Origin of the sequence: Paenibacillus glycanilyticus (assembly GCF_051200795.1) — a bacterium.
GTDB classification, from domain to species: Bacteria; Bacillota; Bacilli; order Paenibacillales; family Paenibacillaceae; genus Pristimantibacillus; species Pristimantibacillus glycanilyticus.
Window position 1 is genome coordinate 3,749,205 of the sequence record NZ_CP195155.1, and the last position, 20,638, is coordinate 3,769,842.

Here is a 20,638-nt window from a genome sequence, read left to right on the forward strand (position 1 = left end):
TTCCGGTCATTGCGGCGTGATGCTATCTTACATGTACATGCCGCCGTCAATATGGACGGTTTGGCCTGTCATATAGGAAGCAGCATCGGATGCGAGAAAGCGTACCGCTGCCGCAATATCCTCGGCTGCGCCAAGGCGCGCAAGAGGGATTTGCGAAGAAAGCGATTCCTTCATCTCGGAGGACAGCTTGTCCGTCATATCCGTTTGAATAAAGCCCGGTGCAATGCAATTTACGGTAATGCCGCGGGATGCAAGCTCGCGCGCGCTCGACTTCGTGAGGCCGATTACGCCTGCTTTCGCCGCGACATAGTTCGCCTGACCGGGATTTCCGAGCACGCCCACTACCGAAGAGATATTAATAATGCGTCCGGCACGCTGCTTCATCATTGGCCGCGTGACCGCTTTGATCCCGTTAAAGACACCCTTCAAGTTCGTCTCAATAACTTGGTCAAATTCCTCTTCTTTCATACGCATAATTAAATTATCTCTTGTAATGCCTGCGTTATTCACCAAAATATCGATTGAACCGAATTGATCCACAACTTCTTTGACCATGGCTTCGAATTCGTCGGTTTTGCCAACGTTCGCTTTCAGAATGATAGCGCGTCGGCCAAACGCTTCAACCGCCTTGGCCGTCTCCGCCGCAGCCGCCTCGCTGCCCGAGTAGTTGATCGCAACATCGGCGCCGGCTTCGGCAAGCGCAACGGCGATAGCACGGCCGATACCGCGGGATGCGCCCGTTACAAGCGCTTTTTTGCCTTCAAGACTAGCAAACATGGTATACCTCCTCCAAGTTTTGCACGAGCACGATACTACAGTGTTTCCAATGCAGCAATGCTGTTTACAGAGATAACGCGCAGATTTTTGTCGACTTTTTTGATCAGGCCTGCAAGGACAGTGCCCGAACCGATCTCAACGAAAGTATCCACGCCTTGTTCAGCCAAATAACGGATGCTGTCTTCCCAAAGAACCGGAGAGTAAACCTGCTCGACCAGAAGATTGCGGATCGAAGCCGCTTCCGTCACCGGAGCAGCCGTTACATTCGCTACTACCGGAATAGCTGCATCGTTCATCGGCACTTCCGACAATACGCCGGACAGCTTCTCAGCCGCTGGCTTCATCAGCGAAGAATGGAACGGCCCGCTTACTTCCAGCGGAATGACACGCTTCGCGCCGGCTTCTTCTTTGCCTCGCTCAACAACGGCTTGAACACCTGCTGCAGAGCCGGAAACAACGATTTGGCCCGGACAGTTAACATTCGCCAGTTCAACCGTATTTCCTTCTTCCGTGATCTTCGAACATAATTCGGACAGAACGCTGCGTTCCGCTCCAAGCACGGCGGCCATTGCGCCTTGTCCGCTAGGAACAGCCTGCTCCATAAACTCGCCGCGCGCGCGAACCGTGCGGACCGCATCCTCAAAGCTGAGCACGCCTGCCGCAACCAGCGCGCTGTACTCGCCAAGGCTATGGCCAGCCACGTAATCGGCTTTGAGTCCTCGGCCTTCAAGCGCCTTCAGCAAGGCAACACTTACCGTCAGAAGCGCCGGTTGCGTATTAACCGTCTGCTTCAGCAGATCGTCCGGACCGTTGAAAATAATATCGCTCAGCTTGAAGCCCAATGCTTCGTCCGCTTGCTCGAAGACAGCGCAGGAGCTTTCAAACGCTTCGTACGCGTCTTTGCCCATACCAACGGCTTGCGCGCCTTGGCCGGGAAAAACAAATGCAGTTTTGCTCAAACGAATTCCCTCCATTACCAGATCAATACGGAAGCGCCCCAGGTGAGGCCTCCTCCGAAGCCAACAAATACGAGGCAGTCCCCATCGTTAACTCTTCCCTGCTCTACGGCTTCTGCCAACGCGACCGGAATCGATGCCGCGGACATATTGCCGTATTTGTCCAAGTTAACCATACACTTTTCTTCCGACAGGTCGAGTCGGTTAAGAGCCGATTGAATGATACGAACATTGGCTTGGTGAGGAACAAGAAGATTGATATCCTCTTTGCTCATCCCGGCTTTGCGAAGAGCTTCCTCCGCCGCATTGCCCATAATGCGCACCGCGAATTTAAACACTTCATTGCCGGCCATATGAATGTAATGCTGCTTCGACGCAACGCTTTCCGCCGTTGAAGGCATGCGCGAACCGCCGCCGCTTACTTTCAAGAGATCTCCGCCGCCGCCGTCAGCGCCAAGCTCGAACGACTTGAATCCGCGGCCTTCCTCTACCTGTCCGAGCACTACGGCACCTGCGCCGTCGCCAAACAAGATGCACGTGTTGCGGTCCGTATAATCCGTAATGCGGGATAAGGTCTCGGCCCCAACAACAAGGACATGCTTGTACATCCCGGTAGCGATCATATTCGAAGCGGTTGCCAGACCGTATATAAAACCGGAACAGGCTGCCGACAAATCAAATGCAGCAACTTTTTTCGCTCCTAGCTTTTCTTGCAGCAGGCATGCCGTCGAAGGGAAGAACGTATCCGGCGTAATTGTCGAAACGATAATCAGGTCAATGTCTTCAATGGCAATGCCCGCCGCGTCTATTGCTTTCAGCGAAGCCTGATAAGCCAGATCGGAAGTCGCCTGCTCCGCTGCCGCCAGACGGCGTTCGCGGATCCCCGTGCGCGTTACGATCCATTCATCGTTGGTTTCCACCATTTGCTCAAGTTCTTGATTGGATAAAATCCGGTCGGGAACGTATTTGCCCGTACCAATAATGCCAACAGGATGTAATTTCATCATGACCTCCCGCCTATTTCCGCCGCTATAGACTCCGTAAGCTGGGCTTTGATAGCCGTCCGGGCCTGCCGGATCGCATTTTTCACAGCCTTAGCATCCGAGGAGCCGTGACATTTCATCACCAGTCCGTTCAAGCCAAGCAGCGGAGCGCTCCCATGCTCCTTGTAATCCATCTTTTTACGCAATGCGCGAAGTTTCGGCATCATAACCGCTGCGGCAAGCTTCGTCATAAGCGTCTCGCCAAAAGCATCTTTGAGGAATTTCATCAGCGATCCCGCTGTCCCCTCCATCGCTTTAAGCATAATATTCCCCGCGAAACCGTCGCAAATGAGAATGTCACAGCTGCGATTAAGCAAGTCACGCGCCTCAACGTTTCCGATAAAATTAATCGGAGCCTGCTCGAGCAGATCATAAGCCGCTTTCGTCAGCTCATTGCCTTTACGCTCTTCGGTACCGACATTCAGAAGGCCTACGCGTGGGTTATCAAAACCATGCACCTTTGCGCGATAAATACTGCCCATGATTGCGTATTGGAGCAAATGCTCAGGCTTCGCGTCCATATTGGCGCCAAGGTCAAGCGCAAGCACTCCAACATCGTCCATTGTAGGAAGCATTGGGGCGAGCGCGGGACGCTCGATCCCTTCCAGTCTGCCAACAACAAGCAGTCCGGTCGTCATCAATGCACCGGTGTTGCCCGCGGAAATCATCGCATCGGCGCGTTTCTCGCGTACCAGCTGGCCGGCAACGACCATGGACGAGCCTTTTTTTCGGCGAACCGCTTTGACCGGCTCTTCATCCGGACCGATCACCTCATCCGTATGGCATAACGTCACGTTGGCCGGTTTCTGTCCTTTGAACAGCGGCTCAACTGCCGCCGTATCGCCGACAAGAACCAATTCCGTATCCGGCCACTCCGCCGCAGCTTCCAACACGCCCTGAACGATAAGTCCAGGGGCGTGGTCGCCTCCCATCGCATCTATGGCGATCCGCATGTTTCTTACCTCCCAGCCGCTCTGCCCCGTTAGAAAGGCAAAGCGCTAACATAAAAGCCTATGCCTCGTTCTCTCCTTCACCAGCCGAACGGTAAATGACGAAGTTCCCTTGGAACACCATTTCATCCCCGACATAGGTAAAGAGCTCCACCTTCGACTTGTGGCGCTCGCCGGATATCGAACGTACATAAGCTTTTGCAATGCACTTCTCGCCCAGCTTAACCGGCCTTATAAAGCGGATGTCCGCCGTGACCGTCAGAGCGATTTTCTCTTCAATAACTGCAACAGCCAGCGAGTTCGCCTGGGCAAATACGTGATGGCCCCGGGCAATTCCCGTGCGCGAGAAAACATGCTCTTCTCGAATTTCGAATATCGAGATCCCGCTTTTGTCCAGCTGCAAATCTACAATGTCACCAATCACTTCGTGCAGCGGCAAGGACTGAACGGAATCGTAAGAACGCTCAGCCATCAGCTTCATCCGCTCGCGCAGCTCGGGAATACCCAGTTCCATCCGGTCAAGCCTTATGGTCTGAATGCTGACCTTCAAATGCCTGGTCAGCTCCCGGTCCGTCATAAACGGATTTTCGTCAATTAATTGTGCGAGCAGCTGATGCCGCTGTCGCTTAGGCATTCGTTCGATCTTCGGCACCACCTTAACAGTATTGTGACCCTTGTCTGATTTTACTCGAATAATGGCTGATATTATAACCTGGTACTAAATAAGTATATAAAAAAAAGAGTATGTAAGCAACGGACACAAAAAAATAGCACCTCATCGTAATGAAGTGCTATTGTGGGAAACCCCGAGATTATTGGGAAATAATCTCTTTCGTTTTGTAATATCCGCACACTTTGCATACGTGGTGGCCAAGTTTCAGCTCTCCACATTGCTCGCATTTTACCATACCTGGTACCGCCAGTTTGAAATGCGTACGACGTTTGTCGCGGCGAGTTTTGGATGTTCTTCTTTGAGGTACTGCCATGTTTCCCACCTCCTTCACAGAATCAATGAATCACGCTTTATTGTTCGTCTTTGAATAAATCCTTGAGCACTGCCATGCGAGGGTCAATTTTCTCGGTTGAGCAGCCGCATTTTTGTTCATTTAAGTTCTGTCCGCAATTTTGGCACAGTCCTTTGCAATCGTTACTGCATAACGGAGCGAACGGCATGAACAGCTGAAGCACTTCTTCCACATAAGGCTTCAAATCCAGCCTGTCCCCTGCTACGGCAATAACGTCGTTGTCCTCGTCCTCTTCCTTTTCTTCCTCGTCCTGCTCGGACGCCGGCTTGAATTGGTCGGACACAGGGATTACCGTATGAAGCTTCACCGGGTCAAGACAACGAGAGCAAGCGAGTTCCCAATCAATGGACAATTCGCCTTCGACCGTAATCGAGCCTTCATTGCCCGTTACCTGAAGCGACACATGGAGCGGACCGTGACTGATGACATCCGATCTGTCTTTGAATAACGCGGACACATCGAGATTCTCATCAATCTTTGCCTTAATGCCTTTGGACATCGTTTCTTGTACATGAAACTGCATGTGATCACCCCAAACAAACAAAAATTATTATATCTATCATCGAGCGGTTTTGTCAACATTTTCACACTGTTTTTCATCTTTTGCCGCGTTATTTCGTGAATATAACGATATCCCTGTGCTATGATGGGACATATATCCATCTGAAATAAGGAGATGTCAGATTGCGAACGGTAGGACTAATTGTTGAGTATAACCCATTTCACAACGGTCATCAATATCATTTGCGCGAATCGGTCAAAATAGCAAAAGCCGACGCTGTCGTTGCCGTCATGAGCGGACATTTTTTGCAGCGCGGAGAACCGGCCGTCATGGATAAATGGGCCAGGACGGAAGCGGCGCTGCGAGGCGGCTGCGATCTGGTGCTGGAGCTGCCCGTCGCCTACGCTACGCAAGCAGCGGAGTGGTTCGCATACGGAGCGGTCTCCACACTGGAAGCGACAGGGGTCGTCGACGCCTTCTGCTTCGGTACGGAAAGCGGGGAGCTTGAGGTGCTGCATGAGGCAGCCAAGCTTGTCGCCCACGAGCCGCCAGCCTTTCAAAGTCTGCTTCGGGAAGCTATGGAGAACGGGAGCAGTTATCCTAGCGCATACAGCTCGGCGATTGCTTCTTACCTTGCTTCGATCGGGCGATCGGATGCGGCGGATTTCCCTTTTGCCCAGCCCAATCATACGCTAGGTCTTCATTATTTAATCGCGCTGGAACGGATCGGCGGGCGGATGCTGCCCTACACGATACGCCGGGAGAAATCCGAATACGGGCAAACGACGGTTACCGACAGCGCCATCGCCAGCGCTACCGCGATCCGCAAGCTGCTGCTGGAAGGCGGCGAGCTTGAAGCAAGCAAGCCGCTCGTGCCTGCCGGTACTTTTGCCGTGATGCAGAAGGAATGGTCTTCCGGCAGAAGCCCTGTAAGCTGGGCCAACTTCGTCCAGCAGCTGCTGCATGCCGTTGTCACCCACACGCCGGAACAGCTTGCCGGCTACCGCGAAATGACGGAAGGTCTCGAACATAGGCTCCTTCAAGCGCTGCCGAAGCTCAACCATACCGGATTTGAGCCGCTTATTGATGCGCTTAAGACGAAGCGTTACACCCGGACCAAGCTGCAGCGCTCCCTGCTTTCTATTCTGCTCCGCCATAAAAAAGAAGATTTCACTGCGGAGAAGCTAGCTGCCGGCGTCCAATATATCCGCGTGCTTGGATTCACGAGCAAGGGACAGCAGCTTCTGCGCCGCATGAAGAAGGAAGCGAAGCTCCCCGTCCTGCTAAGCGCCGCCAGAGCTCCAATCGAATCCGGATACCTGGAGCTCGATACGCAAGCTTCGGCCGTCTATATGCTGGCCCAGCCCGGACATGAGTCGGCGGCGGCGATGTACCGCGATTTTACGGACAGGCCGATCATTATCGGGTAAGACCCGCTTCATCCTGTATTGCCGCTATAGCAGAGCCCAGCGAGGTGACGGGGATAACCTTCATCTCGCTGCGAAGCTCCTTCGCTTTCGCCGCAGCCTCCTCATAGTTATCCTTCGGAGCAAGGAACAGCTCTGCCCCCGCTCGATCCGCCGTAACCACTTTCAAGGCAATTCCGCCGATTGATCCAACGTTCCCGTCTTTGTCGATCGTTCCTGTTCCCGCAATTCTGAACCCCCGGGTAAAATCCTCATCCAATAGGAGATTAAGTGACTGCAGCGCAAACATCAGACCGGCAGACGGTCCGCCAACGTCACTGGCTGAAATCGTGATTTTCCGGCTTTCATCGTCAGGCTGCAGCCCTTCAGGCGATACTTTGTAAGGAATATCCGCATAGCGGTAGGCAGCTTCAACGGCGCTATTCTGCGAATTAAGCATGTCTTTGGACATCCGCGCCAAATAATCCTTCTCCGACAGCCCATTCGTGACCGAGTTCTTGCTTAGAATTTGAAAGTCTTTGTTCCATATAGCTTGAATCGCCTGCCAATACTTCGCATCGGTTAATTTAACGGTTGTAACCAAAAAAACGCCGCTTTTGTCCGTTCCAGCATTAGTCTGCTGGATTCCTGTACCGTTACTGCTTTGAACGAACGGCGCCGTCTCGAACGTTAGCCCAGGCTCATAGACAACCAGCGGTGTCGGAGCATAAACTACGATCCACAGCATTACGGCGATCATAAAGATCCCTGCCGCCTGCCTCGCGTTACCGCTCAGCCTAAACTTGCCCATAGAACTAACTCCCTCCCTTCCTCAAGGGTCTGGTCTATCCCGCCCTAGACGCGCGTACAATGGAACAGACCCCGGTTCGTCCAAGCCTCTTGCGTAATCGATGATCCTAATTCCAATGGAGTTGATAGATATGGCACGAACGATTCTGTACGCGGCAATCTCGATTCTGATGGTTGCTGCCATCATACGTCAGCCGGATGAAGCGTTCCAAGCATCCCTTCAGGGACTGACCATTTGGTGGAACATCGTATTTCCCGGTCTGCTGCCCTTCCTCGTCTTGTTTGAGCTGATAGCCGCATTTGGCCTTATACACGGAATCGGCGCTCTTCTTTGTCCTCTGATGCGAGGCTTGTTCAAGCTGCCCGGCGAAGCTGCGCTGCCCTTGCTCTTTGGGTGGTTGTCCGGACATCAGGCAGGCGCCGAAGCGACGGCTGCTCTTCGCCGCGATCAGCTGGTAACGAGACGCGAAGGGCAAAGACTGCTGGCTTTATCCCATATGCCCAACCCGCTATTTATGATTGTCGTTATTGGGGCGGGCTTCCTGCATCGGCCGGAGCTTGGCTTATTTATCGCTCTTATGGTCTGGCTCTCCGCCCTCTGTACGGCCGGATGGATTTCGCTGTTCAGCCGGCGGAGGTCTGCGTCGCATCACCTTAATGCCCCTCAAGCGGCCGTTGCACCGAGAGGCTTGATGGAACATGTAGCGGACGCTATTACGACAAGCCGCGACCGTGACGGCCGCAGCTTTGGCAAGGTACTTGGCGATGCGGTCTCTTCCGGCGTTCAAAAACTGCTAGTTGTTGGCGGCTTTATGATTTTTGCGGCCGTAGCAGCCCGGCTGGCGTTACCGCTCATTCAATTCGCGCTGCCAAGCGGTATTGCCGAATTGGTGCTGCCCGCTTTACTCGAGAGTCATATCGGTGCTTACGGGGCAGCCGTATGGCAAGGCTCCGGCATTACTACCGCAATAAGCGCCGCCGCGGTTGCGGCTATTCTGGCCTGGAGCGGCTTAAGCGCGCTGCTCCAATCCGGCTATGCCATCACCGGCACGGATTTGAAGCTGCTGCCGCTCATTGGCGTCAGACTGCTGCATGCGCTGCATGCCGCTGGGCTAGCCTTGCTGCTATGGAAGCCGGCGCAGGCTGTCCTTACGATATTGCCAAGCCGGCTGACCGGCGCTACGGCAGCCATGCTGCAGGACGGCGCTCACTGGCAGCGCCCTTCCAACGCATACGAGGCCGTCACCGCAGTAGGCCTCCCGTCGCTCTGGCCGTATGCGCTGACGGCCGTCGCCGTTCTTGCTATTATGCTGCTGTTGATGCGCGCAGCCGCGCCGCGCGTACCTGGCCTCAAGAAACGCTAGTTAGCCGTTTGACTGCCTCGCTTTATATTTCTCTACGAGACGAGTCTCGATCGGAGCCGGAACTAGCTCATGAACCGGTCCCCCAAACATCGCGATTTCCTTCACAATGCTGGAGCTGAGATACGAATATTTCGGATTCGTCATCATGAAGATCGTCTCGATCTCTTCATCCAGCAACTGATTCGTCGAGGCAAGCGTAAGTTCGTACTCGAAGTCCGTCACCGATCGGATGCCGCGGACGATAACGCTGGCTTTGCGCGATTTCATGAACCGTACGAGCAAATCCCGGAAGCTGTCAATCGACACATTCGGAATGTCGCGCGTTATTTCGCGAAGCATCTCTTTCCGCTCGTCAAGCGTAAACATCGGACTTTTGCTTGTATTATTAAGCACCGCCACGATGACGTGGTCGAATTGCTTGGCCGAACGGCGGATAATATCGAGATGTCCCAATGTCGGAGGATCGAAGCTCCCCGGATAGACCGCTACTCGTCCGTTCTCATTCATCTGCATGGCTTGTTCCTCCATCTGCGCTGCCGGGCGAATAACGGTAGATCGTAACTGCCGTATCGCCATATTTTTGTTTTCTCAGCAAAATAAAATGCTCCATCTCGTCCGGATACTCATGCCCGGCATCATGCTCCACCACAATAGTCGCGCCATCCTCCAGCAGCGACCGCTGCGCCAGATCGGCCATCAGCTCGTCCATATGGGTCAAGCGGTAAGGCGGGTCGAGGAAGACGATAGAGAACGCGATTCCCCGCTTCTCCAGCAGCTTCAGCGCACGCTCCGCGTCGTTGCGGTATATTTCCGCATGCCGTCCCATTCCTGCCGCTTCGGTATTTAATTTAATGATATCAATGCTTATTTTTTCCCGGTCGATAAAGATCGTCCGCTCGATGCCTCTGCTCCAAGCTTCAATACCGAGCCCGCCGGTGCCTGCGAATAAATCGAGTGCCAGTCCACCGTCGAAAAACGGTCCAATCATGCTGAATATCGCTTCCTTCACCTTGTCGGTCGTCGGACGGGTATTCATGCCTGGAACCGCCTTCAGCGTGCGGCCTTTTGCCGCTCCCGCAATGACTCTCACTGCTTATTGCTCCCTTCCTCTACTGTCGATGCCTATAGTACCACACTTTCCCTTGGATTATAAAGGCACCCGGAGAGGAGGAACGAGGGCCTCAATATTTTTTTTGGCGTAATATGTATAATCGCCCACAAACCGGACAAGATAAAATCATCGGCGTCGGAAGATGCCGTAGACAACCGCGGAGAAGACTTACGTTTCCCCATAAGCTCTTCGTCCGGTTTCTCCTCTCCCATGAAAGGACGCTCAGAAATGAGCGTCCGATTTTTTTGTAAACAGGCCATTTCCCCACTGCTAATTCCGGTCATTTTGGTATATAGTTACAGTACCACTTTTAATAGACGGGAGGTTTACGGCCCTATGAACCAGATCGGCAGCTATATTATTCCCTTACTCGTTATTCTGTTTGTTGTGTACCGGCGCTTGAAGCGTTCGTTAGGTTTTCAGCCTTTCAAGCCGAGCAGGCTGAAAATGCGCATCGGTATCTTCAGTATCATTGGCATTCTGCTGCTGGCCTCCGGCTTCCCGCATCCTGCGATCTATATTTCCGATGCCATCGGTATCGCCTGCGGCGCGGTAATTGCTTATTATGCCATCAAGCACAGCCGTTTCGAACAGCGCGAGGATACGTTGTTTTACCGGACGCATGTCGGCATCGAGACTTTGGTTGTCCTGCTGTTTATCGGAAGAATCGCCTTCCGGATCATCGAGATGTTCGGCACCGGAGGCGCCACTGCCATGAATCCGGCGCTAAACAACGAAACGGCGCAGATGCAGCAGTATACGAATGATCCGCTGACCGCGGCAACTTTCTTCCTGCTTGTAGCTTATTATATCGGCTATTATACGTTTATCCTTCGCAAGAGCGACGAGAAAGCGGCTGTATCCTAAAAGCGTTCCCCTTCGGGACGCTTTTTTTTCATTGTCCTCTAAAACCGTAACCTTGCGGCTTGTCAGGAATATCATGGCATAAGCAAAAAAATGATGGCGAGGAGACTGCAGCATGGCCGTTTACCGCATAATCGTCGATTTGTCGGACCGGATGCTTCATCTGCTTGACGGAAATGTTGTCGTGAACTCTTATCCCGTTGGCATAGGCAAGATGGTTACCCAGACACCTTCGGGAGAATACAAAATTATTAATAAACAGGAAAATCCCGGCGGACCCTTTGGCGTGTTGTGGATGGGATTGTCCAAACCGCATTACGGCATTCACGGCACGAACGACCCTTCCTCGATCGGAAGAATGGTATCGCATGGCTGCATCCGGATGTACAACGAGGATGTGCTGGCTTTGTCCAATCTTGTGCCGGTTGGAACCCGGGTTACGATTCGCCCCTGAATGCAGGGAAAAGCGGCAGTCTCTTAAGGGAGATCTGCCGCTTTCAAAGTGACGGTCTGGGTTGCCTGCTCCCAAACGGCTTTGCGGTTTAATGATGCCGCCAAGTCTCTTACCGTTACATAACCTGTGGAAATATCGAGCCGGGAATCAAGCGGATGGCCGTTAACCGTCACCTTGCCCGCGGTCCAGCCAATAGCGGCACCAAGCGTTTCCCCAAGTGCCCGGGCAGCAACCCAGGTTGTTCCTCCTTCCAAGTATCCGACCGTGGCAACAAAACCGTCTACCAGAATGGGAACCGTCTGCGAGGAACGGAACATCGTTGTCGATGATGCGGAAGCAAAGGCCGTATCATACTGCTTCAAGGAATATTGGTTTATGAGGGTAGCCAGCTTACTAGGATAAGCAGGATCCGTCGCATAACCGCTCACGTACAGCATCGTGGCCTGTTGTTCGGGCGTTACGGCTGCACGGACGCGGACGTAGCGGGGAGTGGCAAACAGCAGATCCTGATCCTTCATGAAATGATACACGCTGTTATAAGCGCGGAACGACGAATTCATGCTGATCAATGTTCCGTCAACCACTTCCCAGGTTCCTTTCACCACCGCTTCGCCATGCCAATAAGCATTGGGAGCGCCCGATCCGACCTTAATGCCTCCTAGATTGTACCAAGGATGAATGACCCCGCCGGTCTCGAGCATACACTGCGCCAGCCGCAAGGATGGAAAAATCGATGAGCCTTCGCGTCTGACCTGCAGAACAGTCGGGACAAGCGCTGCAATAAATTGCGATCTTGTGAGATTCGCCATTTATCCTCCTCCTTTCCAGTCAAAAACTTATACAAGCTCCTCTCAGTGTATGGGGCTTTGATCCGATTCGTAACGGTGACTGCCGCCGAGGTAACAAAAAAACTCCGTTATGCCCATATTCGGACTAACGGAGTTGCTGTGCTTACAAACTATAAAATTCACGCGTATTTAAAAGCAGCCGTTCCCGCACTTCCTGCTCCGGAAGCTGCTTGATCGCGGCGATATGCGCGCAAACGTCATGAACCATTTGAGGCACGGTCCTACGGCCCTCGTAAGGCCCTTCAAAAGGCCACGGTCCGTCCGTCTCCACCATGATTCGCTCCAAGGGATACTGCTGTACCAGCGTCCTGATCTCCTGCTCGTAGGCCACGTCCGGCGTCACCGAAATCATATAGCCGAGCGAGATCATTCGCTTAATCGTCGCTTCGTCTCCCTTAAACCAGTGGAAATGGACCTTCTTTACCTGATGCCGCTCCATGATATCGCAAGCTTTGAATCCATCCTCATATACCGCATGCAAAATAATCGGACGGCCCAGTTCCGCGGCAAGCGCGGCAAATCGATCAAGCAAATCGAGATAAGGAGCCTCGTCAAAAGGTCTCCCTTCCTCGGCTGCAGAGGTCCGGGAATAATAAGGCAAGCCAACCTCGCCAATGGCGAACGCTGCGCCGGCTGCATGCTTCGCCTTAATCCATGCAAACAGCTCATCTTGTTCCCATGCCGCAGGAACCGGCTGTTCGGGATGATAACCGTATGCGGGAAACACCCGTCCCGGGAACGACTCGGCGAGCGCGGCGTTTGTCTTGCAGGAATCCAAATGCATCGACACCGCTACAACCACTTCGATTCCCTCTTCAAAAGCCTGCTCGAGCAAAGCTTGCCGATCCGCTTCCTCATAGGAATCAAGATGAATATGCGCGTCAATTGCGTTTTTCCGCTCCATGATGATCAGCCCCCTTACGCCTATTGAAGCAGCTCGTGAATCTGCTGCTTCAGATCGTTAAACAACGGTTCCCGCCATAATTGCGGGGAACGGGGTCTTGCGAAGGGTACGATGATCTCTTCCAGAATCACTGCCGGCGCTGACGACAAGACAAGGATCCTGTCAGACAGCAGCAATGCTTCCTCGATGCTATGCGTAACAAGGAGAACCGACCGTTTGTTCTGCTCCCAGATGGACATTAGCCACTGCTGCATCTGCTGTCTCGTCAACGCGTCAAGCGCGCCAAACGGCTCGTCAAGCAGCATTAAAGTCTGGGGAGACAGCAGCGCACGCAGGAAGGATACGCGCTGCTGCATCCCGCCGGATAACACATGGGGATAGGAATCGGCGTACTCCGCGAGACCGATGCGATCCAGCCATTCACGCGCCTGACGCCCCGCTTCCTTACGCTCCATGCCTGCGATCCCAAGCGCAAGCTCAATATTAGCCGACACCGAACGCCAAGGCATCAGGGAGGCCTGCTGAGGCATATACGATATATGCCCCCGGCTGCCGGTTACTTGCTTGCCGTCAATCCAGATTTCACCGCCAGTTGGTTGCTCCAATCCGCCAATGAGCTGGAACAACGTTGTTTTTCCGCTTCCGGAGGGTCCGACAATGGAGACGAATTCGTTCTCGGCAACGGTGAGCGATAAGCCGCTCAGGACGTTTTTCCGGCCAGCATCAAAGCTTTTGCGGATCTCTTTTAGTTCTAGCGCTGGAGCTGTCATGCTCTTCCCCCTCCTTTCGCCGGACGCCACCGGATGACAAACCTTTCGACGAGAGCGACGAGTCCAAATAAAGCAAGGCTCAGCGCCACGATTAGAAAGACCGAAGCAAATACCCTTGCCGGCTCATAACCTTTGGATGAGAGAATCATATAATGGCCTAATCCCTTGTCAGCTCCAAGCCATTCCGCAACAACGGCGCTTAGAACGGCATACGATGCGGCGATTTTGAGACCCGAGAATAAGTGCGTAACGGCATTGGGCAATTCGAGCCGCGTAAACAGCTGCCAGTCCCCCGCTCCAATCATCCGCATGTAATTGCGAAGGGTCGGATCCGTGTCCTTAAAGCCATTCAGCATGGCCACGGATACCGGGAAGAAACATACGATCCAGACGAGAATAAGCTTGGGCAGAACGCCGTAACCGAGCCAAATCGTAAGAATCGGGCCAATCGCGATGACCGGCACGTTTTGCGTGACGACAAGCAGCGGATAGACCGCCCTCCGGACAAAAGGAATAAGGTGCAGAATTGCGGCAAGAATGATCCCGGCTGCCGCGCCCCCGCCGAATCCGACAAGCGCCAGCTCCACCGTTGCCCAGGCATTGTCCATTAGGCGCGGCCAGACGTCAACCATTTCTTTTACGATAGTAGTCGGCGAAGGCAGCTGCCACTCGGGCACAACGCCGCTATCAACCGAGAGCTGCCAAGCGGCAAGGATAAGGATGACGAGCAGCAGAGAAGGCCAGACCGCATGATACCAGCCTTTATTGCCCATCCGGATATTTCTCCAACAACCGGCCCATGGAAGCCCCGTTAGCCGGATTGAAATAGACCTTTACCTGCGAGATAACGGACGGACAGCCCATCTCGGTCATGGCTTCATTCATGGATTGCACGATTTCGAACAATTGCGGGAGTTCGCCCTCCATCGTTGTCTCCAGAGGCGCTACCTGGTAAGGGACACCCGATGCCTTAATAATCTCGATTGCGCGGTCTACAAACGGAATAACGCTTTCCCCGTTTGGCGTTGTTGGCAGAATTTGAATACTTACAAGCGCATTGGCCATCATCGTCAGCTCCTCTTAATCCTATTGTTTTATCCTAAGCTTTCGGGAGGAAATCGTTCGTGAACGCTTTATCCGCCTCCAGCTCCTTCTCCAGCAGCTTGTGATCGAACATCCACTGGGAATAGTTCACCCATACTTCCTTCTTCTGCACGCCCCACTGCGAAGCGTCATCCGTATATTTCGGGCTAAGCCACTTCTGGCTTGCGCGAACGAGGTCCGCATTCAGATCCGGCTCTGCCTTAATCAGCACTTCCGCCGCATCCTCCGGATGGTCAATCGCGAATTGGTATCCCTTAGCGGCGCCTGCAACAAACGCTTTAACAATCTCCGGTTTCTCGGCGATCATTTTCTCGCTAGTTTCAAGAAGCGGCGTGTAGTAATCCAGCTTGTCGCTGTAATCGGTCAAGTAAACCATATTCAGCTTCTCGCCGCGCAGCTCGGCTTCCACGCCCGTCCAGGCATAGTAGATCCAGGCAAAATCAATGTCGCGCTTCACCGCCGTGAAGAAATCCGTATCGCCGATGCTAAGCATCTTCACTTTGGTTACGTCCGCGTTCTCTTCCTGCATCAGAGAGCCGATTACCGCTTCTTCTACCGGCGCTCCCCAACCTCCGTAGGTTTTGCCTTCAAACTTTTTCGGAGAGTCGATTCCTTTGGATGCCGGCGAAGCGAAGCCCGAAGTATTATGCTGAATCACGGCAGCAACGGATACAAGCGGTACACCTGCGATTCGCGCCATGGTGAGCGACTCTTGGTAGCCGACGCCAAACTCGGCTCCGCCGGAAGCTACCATTTTATCCGCGCCGTCCTGGCCAGGCTGAATAATTTCGACGTCAAGGCCTTGCTCCTTGAAATAACCTTTATCCCGTGCCACGTACAATCCGGTATGATTCGTGTTAGGCGTCCAATCCAGTACGACCTTTACTTTGGTCAACGGCTTGTCCGCTCCGTTACCGGCTGACTCGTTCCCCGTATTCTTGTTGTTGTTCGAGCCGCATGCGGCCAGCAGCACAACTACCGCCAGCATGGCTGCAACAATCGCGAACCTTCTCTTTGCACCTGATCTCATCTTTCTGTCTCTCCCTCTCTCTACTTGACTATGACGTTTGCTATTATGGCCGGACTACCTTCTGAAAATAAAAAAAGCCCTCCGATTTCCGGAGAGCCATACATTTCGTCAGCTTTATTACAGGTCCGCCCGCTCCATAATATAACGGGCAACCTAAATAACAAATTCCTACGCTGGCATTATCCAGATCAGGTATAAGGGTCGGAATTTTCTTCGGAATTCCCTCTCAGCTAGCCTCAACCAGCTCCCCGGTGCTATTCACTTACGTCAATAAACCTCATTATACCCTTTCTGCCCGAAAAAGCCAGCTTCCTTTTAAATAAGTCATCTATTCAAGGTTCAAGGTTAGACATAAGCCGATTTTTACGCTTGGTGGGTTGTTGTCCTTATAGCCGCGTGACCGGGATGAATAGTATGTAGTCGAGTGCATATCCGCTAATATCGAGAGGATTGAACCGGGGTGAAAAGACGACACAAGAGAGGCAAGAAGCCGAAACGGTCAAACGCATCGAGGTCTAGAAGACGCAAATCAGGAGGCCGTAGCCGATCATACGGCAGACGAACCGCTAAGCGTCAAGCAAAGCGAAAACAACGCCGGCTCTCCAATAAGCGCAGCGCCGGGCGGCCCGCCGCGGAGAAGGCAACGCTTCAATCCGACGGCTCAACCCGGGAACCAGGCGTAAATATTATCGGTTTTGTTCATGCCGAGATGGGGATCGGGGAATCCTCGCGGCTAGCGGCAAAAGCGATTGATTCGGCGGCCATTCCGTTTGGCCTCCTTAATTTCCCGCTTGCCGTAGCCTCGAGAATGTCGGATTACAGCTGGTCGCATAAGCTGCTGGATAAAGCCCGGTACAACACCAATATTTTTCATATGAATGCCGACTTTATGCGTCCTGCCCGCGAGCATTTCGGAAACGAATTGTTCAACAGCCGTTACAACATCGGGTATTGGCATTGGGAGCTGCCGGAGTTTCCGGAAGAGCATGTGGAAGGCTTCAGCCATGTCAACGAGGTGTGGGTGTGCAGCAAATTTGTTGCCGAGTCCGTCTCCAAACGGGCATCCGTTCCCGTTGTTACGATTCCTCACTGCATCCAAGTACAAGTCGCGCCGAATATTAACCGCTCTTCCTTCGGGCTGCCGGAGAACCGGTTTCTGTTCCTAATGATGTACGACGTTCAGAGCTCAACCTTGCGCAAAAATCCCCGGGCGGTAATTGAAGCCTTCAAGCTAGCGTTTGACAAAAACGATCAGCGCGTTGGACTTGTCCTTAAGGTAAATAATGCGGACTTCAGGCCAAATGAGCTTGTCGAGCTGAAGAAGCTGATTGCCGAACGGAGTAATATGCATTTAATTGACAGAGTGCTGTCAAGGCACGAAGTAAACGCCCTGCTGCAGTGCACGGACAGCTATGTTTCCCTTCACCGTGCCGAGGGATTTGGTCTTGGTCTCGCGGAAGCGATGTATTTAGGCAAACCGGTCATAGCAACGAACTGGTCCGGCAACACGGAGTTTATGAATGCTTCAAATTCCTGTCCGGTTTCCTACCAGCTCGTTAACATCGGGCAGGACTGGGGGCCGTACAAGAGCCATCAGATCTGGGCAGAGCCTAATATCCGTCATGCCGCGGAATACATGCAGCGCCTCCTAACCGATGCTCGCTGGCGGGAATCCATTGCGGCAAGCGGCATGAGGACGATTCATAACGATTTCTCTCCTGCCGTGATTGGCCAACGGATCAAGAACCGGTTAATAGAGCTGCGTCAGATTTAAAACAATGAAAGGCCTGCCCGATAGCGAGATTGCTCTCCCCTACCGGGTCAGGCCTTATTAAGCCAGCTCATTGCGCCAATAATTCAATAAATCCTTCATGGTCTGCTCGAACGGAATTTCCGGCTTCCATCCGGTCTGCTCGTAAAACTTGCTATAATCCCCTACAAGCACCTTAACATCGGATGGCCGAAGTCTTGTTTTGTCTTCCTCTATCGTAATATCGACGGTACTATAGCTAAGGAGGATTCGAATCACCTCGCGGATCTCATGGCACTGACCGGATGCGATATTATAGATTTCTCCGGCCTCGCAATTGTCCATCGCCATCCGGTAAGCTCTAACCACATCGCGCACATCCGTGAAATCCCGTTTGGCGTCCACATTCCCCACATACAGAACCGGCGGCTTTAAGCCCTTCTCGATCTCCGCGATTTGCTTCGCGAAATTTGAACTCACGAACTGTTCGCCTCTGCGGGGACCATGATGATTAAAGGTCCGCGTTCTGATAATGTGCTGTCCATAGGTTTTGAAATATTGGTAGCCCAAGTAGTCCTGGGCGATTTTACTCACAGCGTACGGACTTATTGGGCGGAGCGGATTGGTCTCCTTGACCGGCACTTCGTCTTCTTCCACATGCCCGTATTCCTCGCTGGAGCAGGCAATCAGCACTTTGGAGGCTAACCCAAGCTTTCTTACCGCTTCCAGAAGATGAACCTGCCCTACAATATTGTTCGTCATGGTCTCGGCAGGCGATTCCCATGACAGCGGTACAAAGCTTTGCGCCGCCAAATGAAAGATCAGGTCCGGCCGAATGTCCGCCATCATACGCTCAACCGCCTGAGCATCCATCAGCTCGCACTCATACAGGCACATATCCGGCAGCAGATGGCGAATATGGCGCAGCGAACTGTGACTCCTCATGGTTCCTGTCACTTCAATCCCCTCGCCGAGCAGATGCTCGGCAAGATGACTGCCTACAAAACCGGTTATTCCTGTAATCAGTGCTTTCATCCCTGCCGGCCTTCTTGATCCGCAGTAAGCGCGGCGATCGCATGCTTCACATTTTGTTCGTCCGATTTCCGGCAGATAAGGAGGCCTTCTTCAGTCGATACAATAATCAAATCCTCAATACCAATCGCAACAACCTGCTGCTGTTCCGAATAAATAATCGTGTTGCGCGTCGCAAACGGGAAGATTTGCCCCAGCAGCAAGTTTCCGTCGCCATCCGTATTAAATATTCTCTCAAGCGAGGTCCAGGTTCCAACATCGTCCCAAATAAATTCGATAGGGATCGTATAGAGACGTTCCAGCTTTTCTACCAGGGCATAATCGATAGAAAGCTTCTGCAAACGGGCATACGACTGCCTGAACTCTTCATCCTTTTGGTCAAAAATAGACCACATCCCCGGCTGATACTTCATCATGTAACCGGCGATCGTAGACGGCTTCCATATAAATATACCGCTATTCCAATACATATTCGGAAGCTCTATCAGCTTCTCGGCTTTTTCCTTGGTTGGCTTCTCGATAAAAGCTTTGACCTCTTTGATGCGTTCCCCAAACTTATCCGCATGCTCTTCGGTTTCTATCGTCTCAATATAACCGTAACCCGTTTCGGCTCTTGTGGGGACTATGCCAAGCGTGACGACAACGCCATCCGTCTTGGCCGCCTGTTCCGCCGCGCGAAGAGCATCCATCAATTCGTCCGTATCCGGAATGTATTGATCGGAAGGTGCCGTTACGAGCACGTCGTCCAGCTCCTGCTTCAGGAAATAACTGGCCGTCAATGCGATGCAAGGTGCGGTATCTCTCTGATCGGGTTCTATAATGATACGATTGTTTCCCAGCTCGGGAAGCTGTTCCTTCACGATCGGCAAATAGTTTTCGCTTACGGCGACATACACGTTTTCTTCGGGCAGACAGGAACGGAATCGCGCGTAGGTTTGCTGCAGCATCGTTGCCTCTTCCGAAGCCAACGTCAGAAACTGCTTCGGCTTGGCAACCGTGCTTCTTGGCCAAAACCGCGTTCCTTTACCTCCTGCCATTATCACAGCAATCATTGCTTTTCACCTCTAAACGGCAAATCTTCTACTATTAAAACCTCTCTTCTAGTCAAGCCGGAGCTCCTTCCTTAACCGGTGCCGGATTGATAACTTGCATACCTACAACTTATGCTTTAATAGAGAAATCCTAATGGACGAATAGCCAAAAGGGACGGAAATCAGGCAGATGACTCCGCCCAACTATCGCTTCTGGCCTAATCTATTAAAAATAGACAATCGTTCACGGCAAATACCGTCTTCTCTATGAATCTCGCAACATATGATACGGTATATCAACTGAAAGGAGAGGATTAGATATGGGAGAAACAGGTTTGACAGGTTTGACAGGTCTGACCGGTCTGACTGGAGCCACTGGCCCTACCGGCCCTACGGGTCCTACAGGTCCTACTGGCCCTACTGGCCCTACGGGTCTTACTGGCCCTGCTGGTCCAGGTGCTGCGGTATACGGTGCTAACGGAGGGGTCTTCCCGCTTGGCGCAATCGGAATCATCGGAACAGTTATTCCGCCGGTTGAAATTCTTGCCGTTCCCGTTACGGTTACTTCGGCTGCAGCCAATAAAGTAAAAATTGACGGAGTTGTTGACGTATTGCTTTCCGGTACAATCCTTGGCGTATTGCTGAACCCAACGATTACCGTGGATCTGCTCCGTGACGGCGTTGTAGTAGCTTCGGTTACAAGCACAACTTTCGCAACGGTAGCACTTGCTGCAGTACTTGATCTTGAAGTAGTGATTCCAATCACTTTCTACGACACGCTCACTGTCGGCGCGCACGAATATACGCTCGAAGTAGCAGTGAACTCGATCTCTGTAGCAATCACAGGTGCTACTGCTTCGGTTCAATACTCCTCGCTTACAGCTTCGGTCGGCGTCTAACCAAACCC

24 protein-coding genes and 1 riboswitch are annotated in these 20,638 nt (G+C 52.7%); of the genes, 6 read left to right on the forward strand and 18 right to left on the reverse strand.

The genetic code is table 11. The annotated features are described in order from the left end of the window. Window positions 1-27: 27 nt before the first annotated feature. The 7 genes from fabG to ACR9FF_RS17370 all read right to left on the reverse strand — a co-directional run bounded on the left by fabG (window position 28) and on the right by ACR9FF_RS17370 (window position 5,274). Window positions 28-777 (reverse strand): 3-oxoacyl-[acyl-carrier-protein] reductase, encoded by a 750-nt coding sequence (gene fabG, locus ACR9FF_RS17340; protein ID WP_127495195.1) that lies wholly within the window; start codon window positions 775-777, stop codon window positions 28-30. Between the two features lie 35 nt (window positions 778-812). After that, window positions 813-1,736, reverse strand: coding sequence for an ACP S-malonyltransferase (fabD, locus tag ACR9FF_RS17345; RefSeq protein ID WP_435163256.1), 924 nt, complete (start codon window positions 1,734-1,736; stop codon window positions 813-815). A gap of 14 nt (window positions 1,737-1,750) precedes the next feature. Beyond that, window positions 1,751-2,737 (reverse strand): beta-ketoacyl-ACP synthase III, encoded by a 987-nt coding sequence (locus ACR9FF_RS17350; RefSeq protein WP_435172143.1) that lies wholly within the window; start codon window positions 2,735-2,737, stop codon window positions 1,751-1,753. Further along, on the reverse strand, window positions 2,737-3,729 hold the full coding sequence (gene plsX, locus ACR9FF_RS17355; RefSeq protein WP_435163258.1) for a phosphate acyltransferase PlsX: 993 nt from the start codon (window positions 3,727-3,729) through the stop codon (window positions 2,737-2,739). The genes ACR9FF_RS17350 and plsX overlap by 1 nt, the downstream gene beginning before the upstream one ends. A gap of 58 nt (window positions 3,730-3,787) precedes the next feature. Further along, entirely contained in the window at window positions 3,788-4,360 is a 573-nt protein-coding gene (fapR, locus tag ACR9FF_RS17360) for a transcription factor FapR (protein ID WP_015845070.1), read from the reverse strand. A 178-nt stretch (window positions 4,361-4,538) separates the two neighbouring features. Then, window positions 4,539-4,712, reverse strand: coding sequence for a 50S ribosomal protein L32 (rpmF, locus tag ACR9FF_RS17365; protein WP_015845071.1), 174 nt, complete (start codon window positions 4,710-4,712; stop codon window positions 4,539-4,541). A gap of 37 nt (window positions 4,713-4,749) precedes the next feature. Then, window positions 4,750-5,274, reverse strand: a complete 525-nt coding sequence (locus ACR9FF_RS17370) for a YceD family protein (protein ID WP_201000574.1) — start codon at window positions 5,272-5,274, stop codon at window positions 4,750-4,752. Window positions 5,275-5,435: 161 nt separating this feature from the next. On the opposite strand from ACR9FF_RS17370, the gene ACR9FF_RS17375 reads away from it, so the two are divergent. Further along, window positions 5,436-6,683: a nucleotidyltransferase gene (locus ACR9FF_RS17375; RefSeq protein WP_435163261.1), complete on the forward strand. Its 1,248-nt coding sequence runs from the start codon at window positions 5,436-5,438 to the stop codon at window positions 6,681-6,683. Here the strand turns inward: ACR9FF_RS17375 and ACR9FF_RS17380 are convergent. Next, on the reverse strand, window positions 6,673-7,470 hold the full coding sequence (locus tag ACR9FF_RS17380; RefSeq protein ID WP_435163263.1) for a S16 family serine protease: 798 nt from the start codon (window positions 7,468-7,470) through the stop codon (window positions 6,673-6,675). The genes ACR9FF_RS17375 and ACR9FF_RS17380 overlap by 11 nt on opposite strands. A gap of 130 nt (window positions 7,471-7,600) precedes the next feature. Here ACR9FF_RS17380 and ACR9FF_RS17385 point away from each other — a divergent pair, with 130 nt between their 5' ends. After that, entirely contained in the window at window positions 7,601-8,833 is a 1,233-nt protein-coding gene (locus ACR9FF_RS17385; RefSeq protein WP_435163265.1) for a nucleoside recognition domain-containing protein, read from the forward strand. Here the strand turns inward: ACR9FF_RS17385 and coaD are convergent, their stop codons facing one another. Both coaD and rsmD read right to left on the reverse strand, forming a co-directional pair. Next, window positions 8,834-9,346 (reverse strand): pantetheine-phosphate adenylyltransferase, encoded by a 513-nt coding sequence (gene coaD, locus ACR9FF_RS17390; protein ID WP_127495202.1) that lies wholly within the window; start codon window positions 9,344-9,346, stop codon window positions 8,834-8,836. Further along, window positions 9,333-9,923 (reverse strand): 16S rRNA (guanine(966)-N(2))-methyltransferase RsmD, encoded by a 591-nt coding sequence (gene rsmD / locus ACR9FF_RS17395; protein WP_201000578.1) that lies wholly within the window; start codon window positions 9,921-9,923, stop codon window positions 9,333-9,335. The genes coaD and rsmD overlap by 14 nt, the downstream gene beginning before the upstream one ends. Window positions 9,924-10,280: 357 nt before the next feature. Here rsmD and ACR9FF_RS17400 point away from each other — a divergent pair, with 357 nt between their 5' ends. Beyond that, a complete protein-coding gene (locus tag ACR9FF_RS17400; RefSeq protein WP_435163268.1) occupies window positions 10,281-10,811 on the forward strand; it encodes a hypothetical protein in 531 nt (176 codons plus the stop codon). 112 nt (window positions 10,812-10,923) lie between these two features. Continuing rightward, the gene (locus tag ACR9FF_RS17405) at window positions 10,924-11,262 is read left to right on the forward strand and encodes a L,D-transpeptidase (RefSeq protein ID WP_127495206.1); all 339 of its coding nucleotides are present in this window, start codon (window positions 10,924-10,926) and stop codon (window positions 11,260-11,262) included. A 23-nt stretch (window positions 11,263-11,285) separates the two neighbouring features. Here ACR9FF_RS17405 and ACR9FF_RS17410 read toward each other — a convergent pair whose 3' ends face one another. From ACR9FF_RS17410 to ACR9FF_RS17435, 6 genes are all read right to left on the reverse strand, one after another. After that, a complete protein-coding gene (locus ACR9FF_RS17410; RefSeq protein WP_435163270.1) occupies window positions 11,286-12,071 on the reverse strand; it encodes a glucosaminidase domain-containing protein in 786 nt (261 codons plus the stop codon). A 142-nt stretch (window positions 12,072-12,213) separates the two neighbouring features. Beyond that, entirely contained in the window at window positions 12,214-13,014 is an 801-nt protein-coding gene (locus ACR9FF_RS17415) for a TatD family hydrolase (protein WP_435163272.1), read from the reverse strand. 20 nt (window positions 13,015-13,034) lie between these two features. Beyond that, window positions 13,035-13,784, reverse strand: coding sequence for an ABC transporter ATP-binding protein (locus tag ACR9FF_RS17420; RefSeq protein WP_435163274.1), 750 nt, complete (start codon window positions 13,782-13,784; stop codon window positions 13,035-13,037). Next, window positions 13,781-14,557, reverse strand: a complete 777-nt coding sequence (locus ACR9FF_RS17425) for an ABC transporter permease (RefSeq protein ID WP_435163276.1) — start codon at window positions 14,555-14,557, stop codon at window positions 13,781-13,783. The genes ACR9FF_RS17420 and ACR9FF_RS17425 overlap by 4 nt, the downstream gene beginning before the upstream one ends. Further along, window positions 14,547-14,849: a thiamine-binding protein gene (locus ACR9FF_RS17430; protein WP_435172145.1), complete on the reverse strand. Its 303-nt coding sequence runs from the start codon at window positions 14,847-14,849 to the stop codon at window positions 14,547-14,549. The genes ACR9FF_RS17425 and ACR9FF_RS17430 overlap by 11 nt, the downstream gene beginning before the upstream one ends. 34 nt (window positions 14,850-14,883) lie before the next feature. Further along, window positions 14,884-15,918, reverse strand: a complete 1,035-nt coding sequence (locus tag ACR9FF_RS17435; protein ID WP_127495211.1) for an ABC transporter substrate-binding protein — start codon at window positions 15,916-15,918, stop codon at window positions 14,884-14,886. A gap of 147 nt (window positions 15,919-16,065) precedes the next feature. Further along, window positions 16,066-16,179: riboswitch (TPP riboswitch) on the reverse strand. Between the two features lie 199 nt (window positions 16,180-16,378). Between ACR9FF_RS17435 and ACR9FF_RS17440 the strand changes: the two genes are divergently transcribed. Continuing rightward, window positions 16,379-17,692 carry a glycosyltransferase family 4 protein gene (locus ACR9FF_RS17440; protein ID WP_435163279.1) on the forward strand — a complete coding sequence of 438 codons (1,314 nt, stop codon included), beginning with the start codon at window positions 16,379-16,381 and terminating at the stop codon, window positions 17,690-17,692. A 57-nt stretch (window positions 17,693-17,749) separates the two neighbouring features. Here the strand turns inward: ACR9FF_RS17440 and ACR9FF_RS17445 are convergent, their stop codons facing one another. Further along, window positions 17,750-18,703 (reverse strand): GDP-mannose 4,6-dehydratase, encoded by a 954-nt coding sequence (locus ACR9FF_RS17445; protein WP_127495212.1) that lies wholly within the window; start codon window positions 18,701-18,703, stop codon window positions 17,750-17,752. Next, the gene (locus ACR9FF_RS17450) at window positions 18,700-19,752 is read right to left on the reverse strand and encodes a mannose-1-phosphate guanylyltransferase (protein ID WP_435163282.1); all 1,053 of its coding nucleotides are present in this window, start codon (window positions 19,750-19,752) and stop codon (window positions 18,700-18,702) included. The genes ACR9FF_RS17445 and ACR9FF_RS17450 overlap by 4 nt, the downstream gene beginning before the upstream one ends. A gap of 299 nt (window positions 19,753-20,051) precedes the next feature. Here ACR9FF_RS17450 and ACR9FF_RS17455 point away from each other — a divergent pair, with 299 nt between their 5' ends. Continuing rightward, window positions 20,052-20,630 carry a hypothetical protein gene (locus ACR9FF_RS17455; RefSeq protein ID WP_435163284.1) on the forward strand — a complete coding sequence of 193 codons (579 nt, stop codon included), beginning with the start codon at window positions 20,052-20,054 and terminating at the stop codon, window positions 20,628-20,630. The last annotated feature ends 8 nt before the right edge of the window (window positions 20,631-20,638 follow it).

Excerpts from the sequence above, each read along its gene's own strand:
- fabG (WP_127495195.1), bottom strand. The coding sequence starts at position 777 with ATGTTTGCTAGTCTTGAAGGCAAAAAAGCGCTTGTAACGGGCGCATCC.
- ACR9FF_RS17350 (WP_435172143.1), bottom strand. The coding sequence starts at position 2,737 with ATGAAATTACATCCTGTTGGCATTATTGGTACGGGCAAATACGTTCCC.
- plsX (WP_435163258.1), bottom strand. The coding sequence starts at position 3,729 with ATGCGGATCGCCATAGATGCGATGGGAGGCGACCACGCCCCTGGACTT.
- fapR (WP_015845070.1), bottom strand. The coding sequence starts at position 4,360 with ATGCCTAAGCGACAGCGGCATCAGCTGCTCGCACAATTAATTGACGAA.
- rpmF (WP_015845071.1), bottom strand. The coding sequence starts at position 4,712 with ATGGCAGTACCTCAAAGAAGAACATCCAAAACTCGCCGCGACAAACGT.
- ACR9FF_RS17370 (WP_201000574.1), bottom strand. The coding sequence starts at position 5,274 with ATGCAGTTTCATGTACAAGAAACGATGTCCAAAGGCATTAAGGCAAAG.
- ACR9FF_RS17380 (WP_435163263.1), bottom strand. The coding sequence starts at position 7,470 with ATGGGCAAGTTTAGGCTGAGCGGTAACGCGAGGCAGGCGGCAGGGATC.
- ACR9FF_RS17385 (WP_435163265.1), top strand. The coding sequence starts at position 7,601 with ATGGCACGAACGATTCTGTACGCGGCAATCTCGATTCTGATGGTTGCT.
- coaD (WP_127495202.1), bottom strand. The coding sequence starts at position 9,346 with ATGCAGATGAATGAGAACGGACGAGTAGCGGTCTATCCGGGGAGCTTC.
- ACR9FF_RS17400 (WP_435163268.1), top strand. The coding sequence starts at position 10,281 with ATGAACCAGATCGGCAGCTATATTATTCCCTTACTCGTTATTCTGTTT.
- ACR9FF_RS17405 (WP_127495206.1), top strand. The coding sequence starts at position 10,924 with ATGGCCGTTTACCGCATAATCGTCGATTTGTCGGACCGGATGCTTCAT.
- ACR9FF_RS17410 (WP_435163270.1), bottom strand. The coding sequence starts at position 12,071 with ATGGCGAATCTCACAAGATCGCAATTTATTGCAGCGCTTGTCCCGACT.
- ACR9FF_RS17415 (WP_435163272.1), bottom strand. The coding sequence starts at position 13,014 with ATGGAGCGGAAAAACGCAATTGACGCGCATATTCATCTTGATTCCTAT.
- ACR9FF_RS17420 (WP_435163274.1), bottom strand. The coding sequence starts at position 13,784 with ATGACAGCTCCAGCGCTAGAACTAAAAGAGATCCGCAAAAGCTTTGAT.
- ACR9FF_RS17425 (WP_435163276.1), bottom strand. The coding sequence starts at position 14,557 with ATGGGCAATAAAGGCTGGTATCATGCGGTCTGGCCTTCTCTGCTGCTC.
- ACR9FF_RS17430 (WP_435172145.1), bottom strand. The coding sequence starts at position 14,849 with ATGGCCAATGCGCTTGTAAGTATTCAAATTCTGCCAACAACGCCAAAC.
- ACR9FF_RS17435 (WP_127495211.1), bottom strand. The coding sequence starts at position 15,918 with ATGAGATCAGGTGCAAAGAGAAGGTTCGCGATTGTTGCAGCCATGCTG.
- ACR9FF_RS17445 (WP_127495212.1), bottom strand. The coding sequence starts at position 18,703 with ATGAAAGCACTGATTACAGGAATAACCGGTTTTGTAGGCAGTCATCTT.
- ACR9FF_RS17450 (WP_435163282.1), bottom strand. The coding sequence starts at position 19,752 with ATGATTGCTGTGATAATGGCAGGAGGTAAAGGAACGCGGTTTTGGCCA.
- ACR9FF_RS17455 (WP_435163284.1), top strand. The coding sequence starts at position 20,052 with ATGGGAGAAACAGGTTTGACAGGTTTGACAGGTCTGACCGGTCTGACT.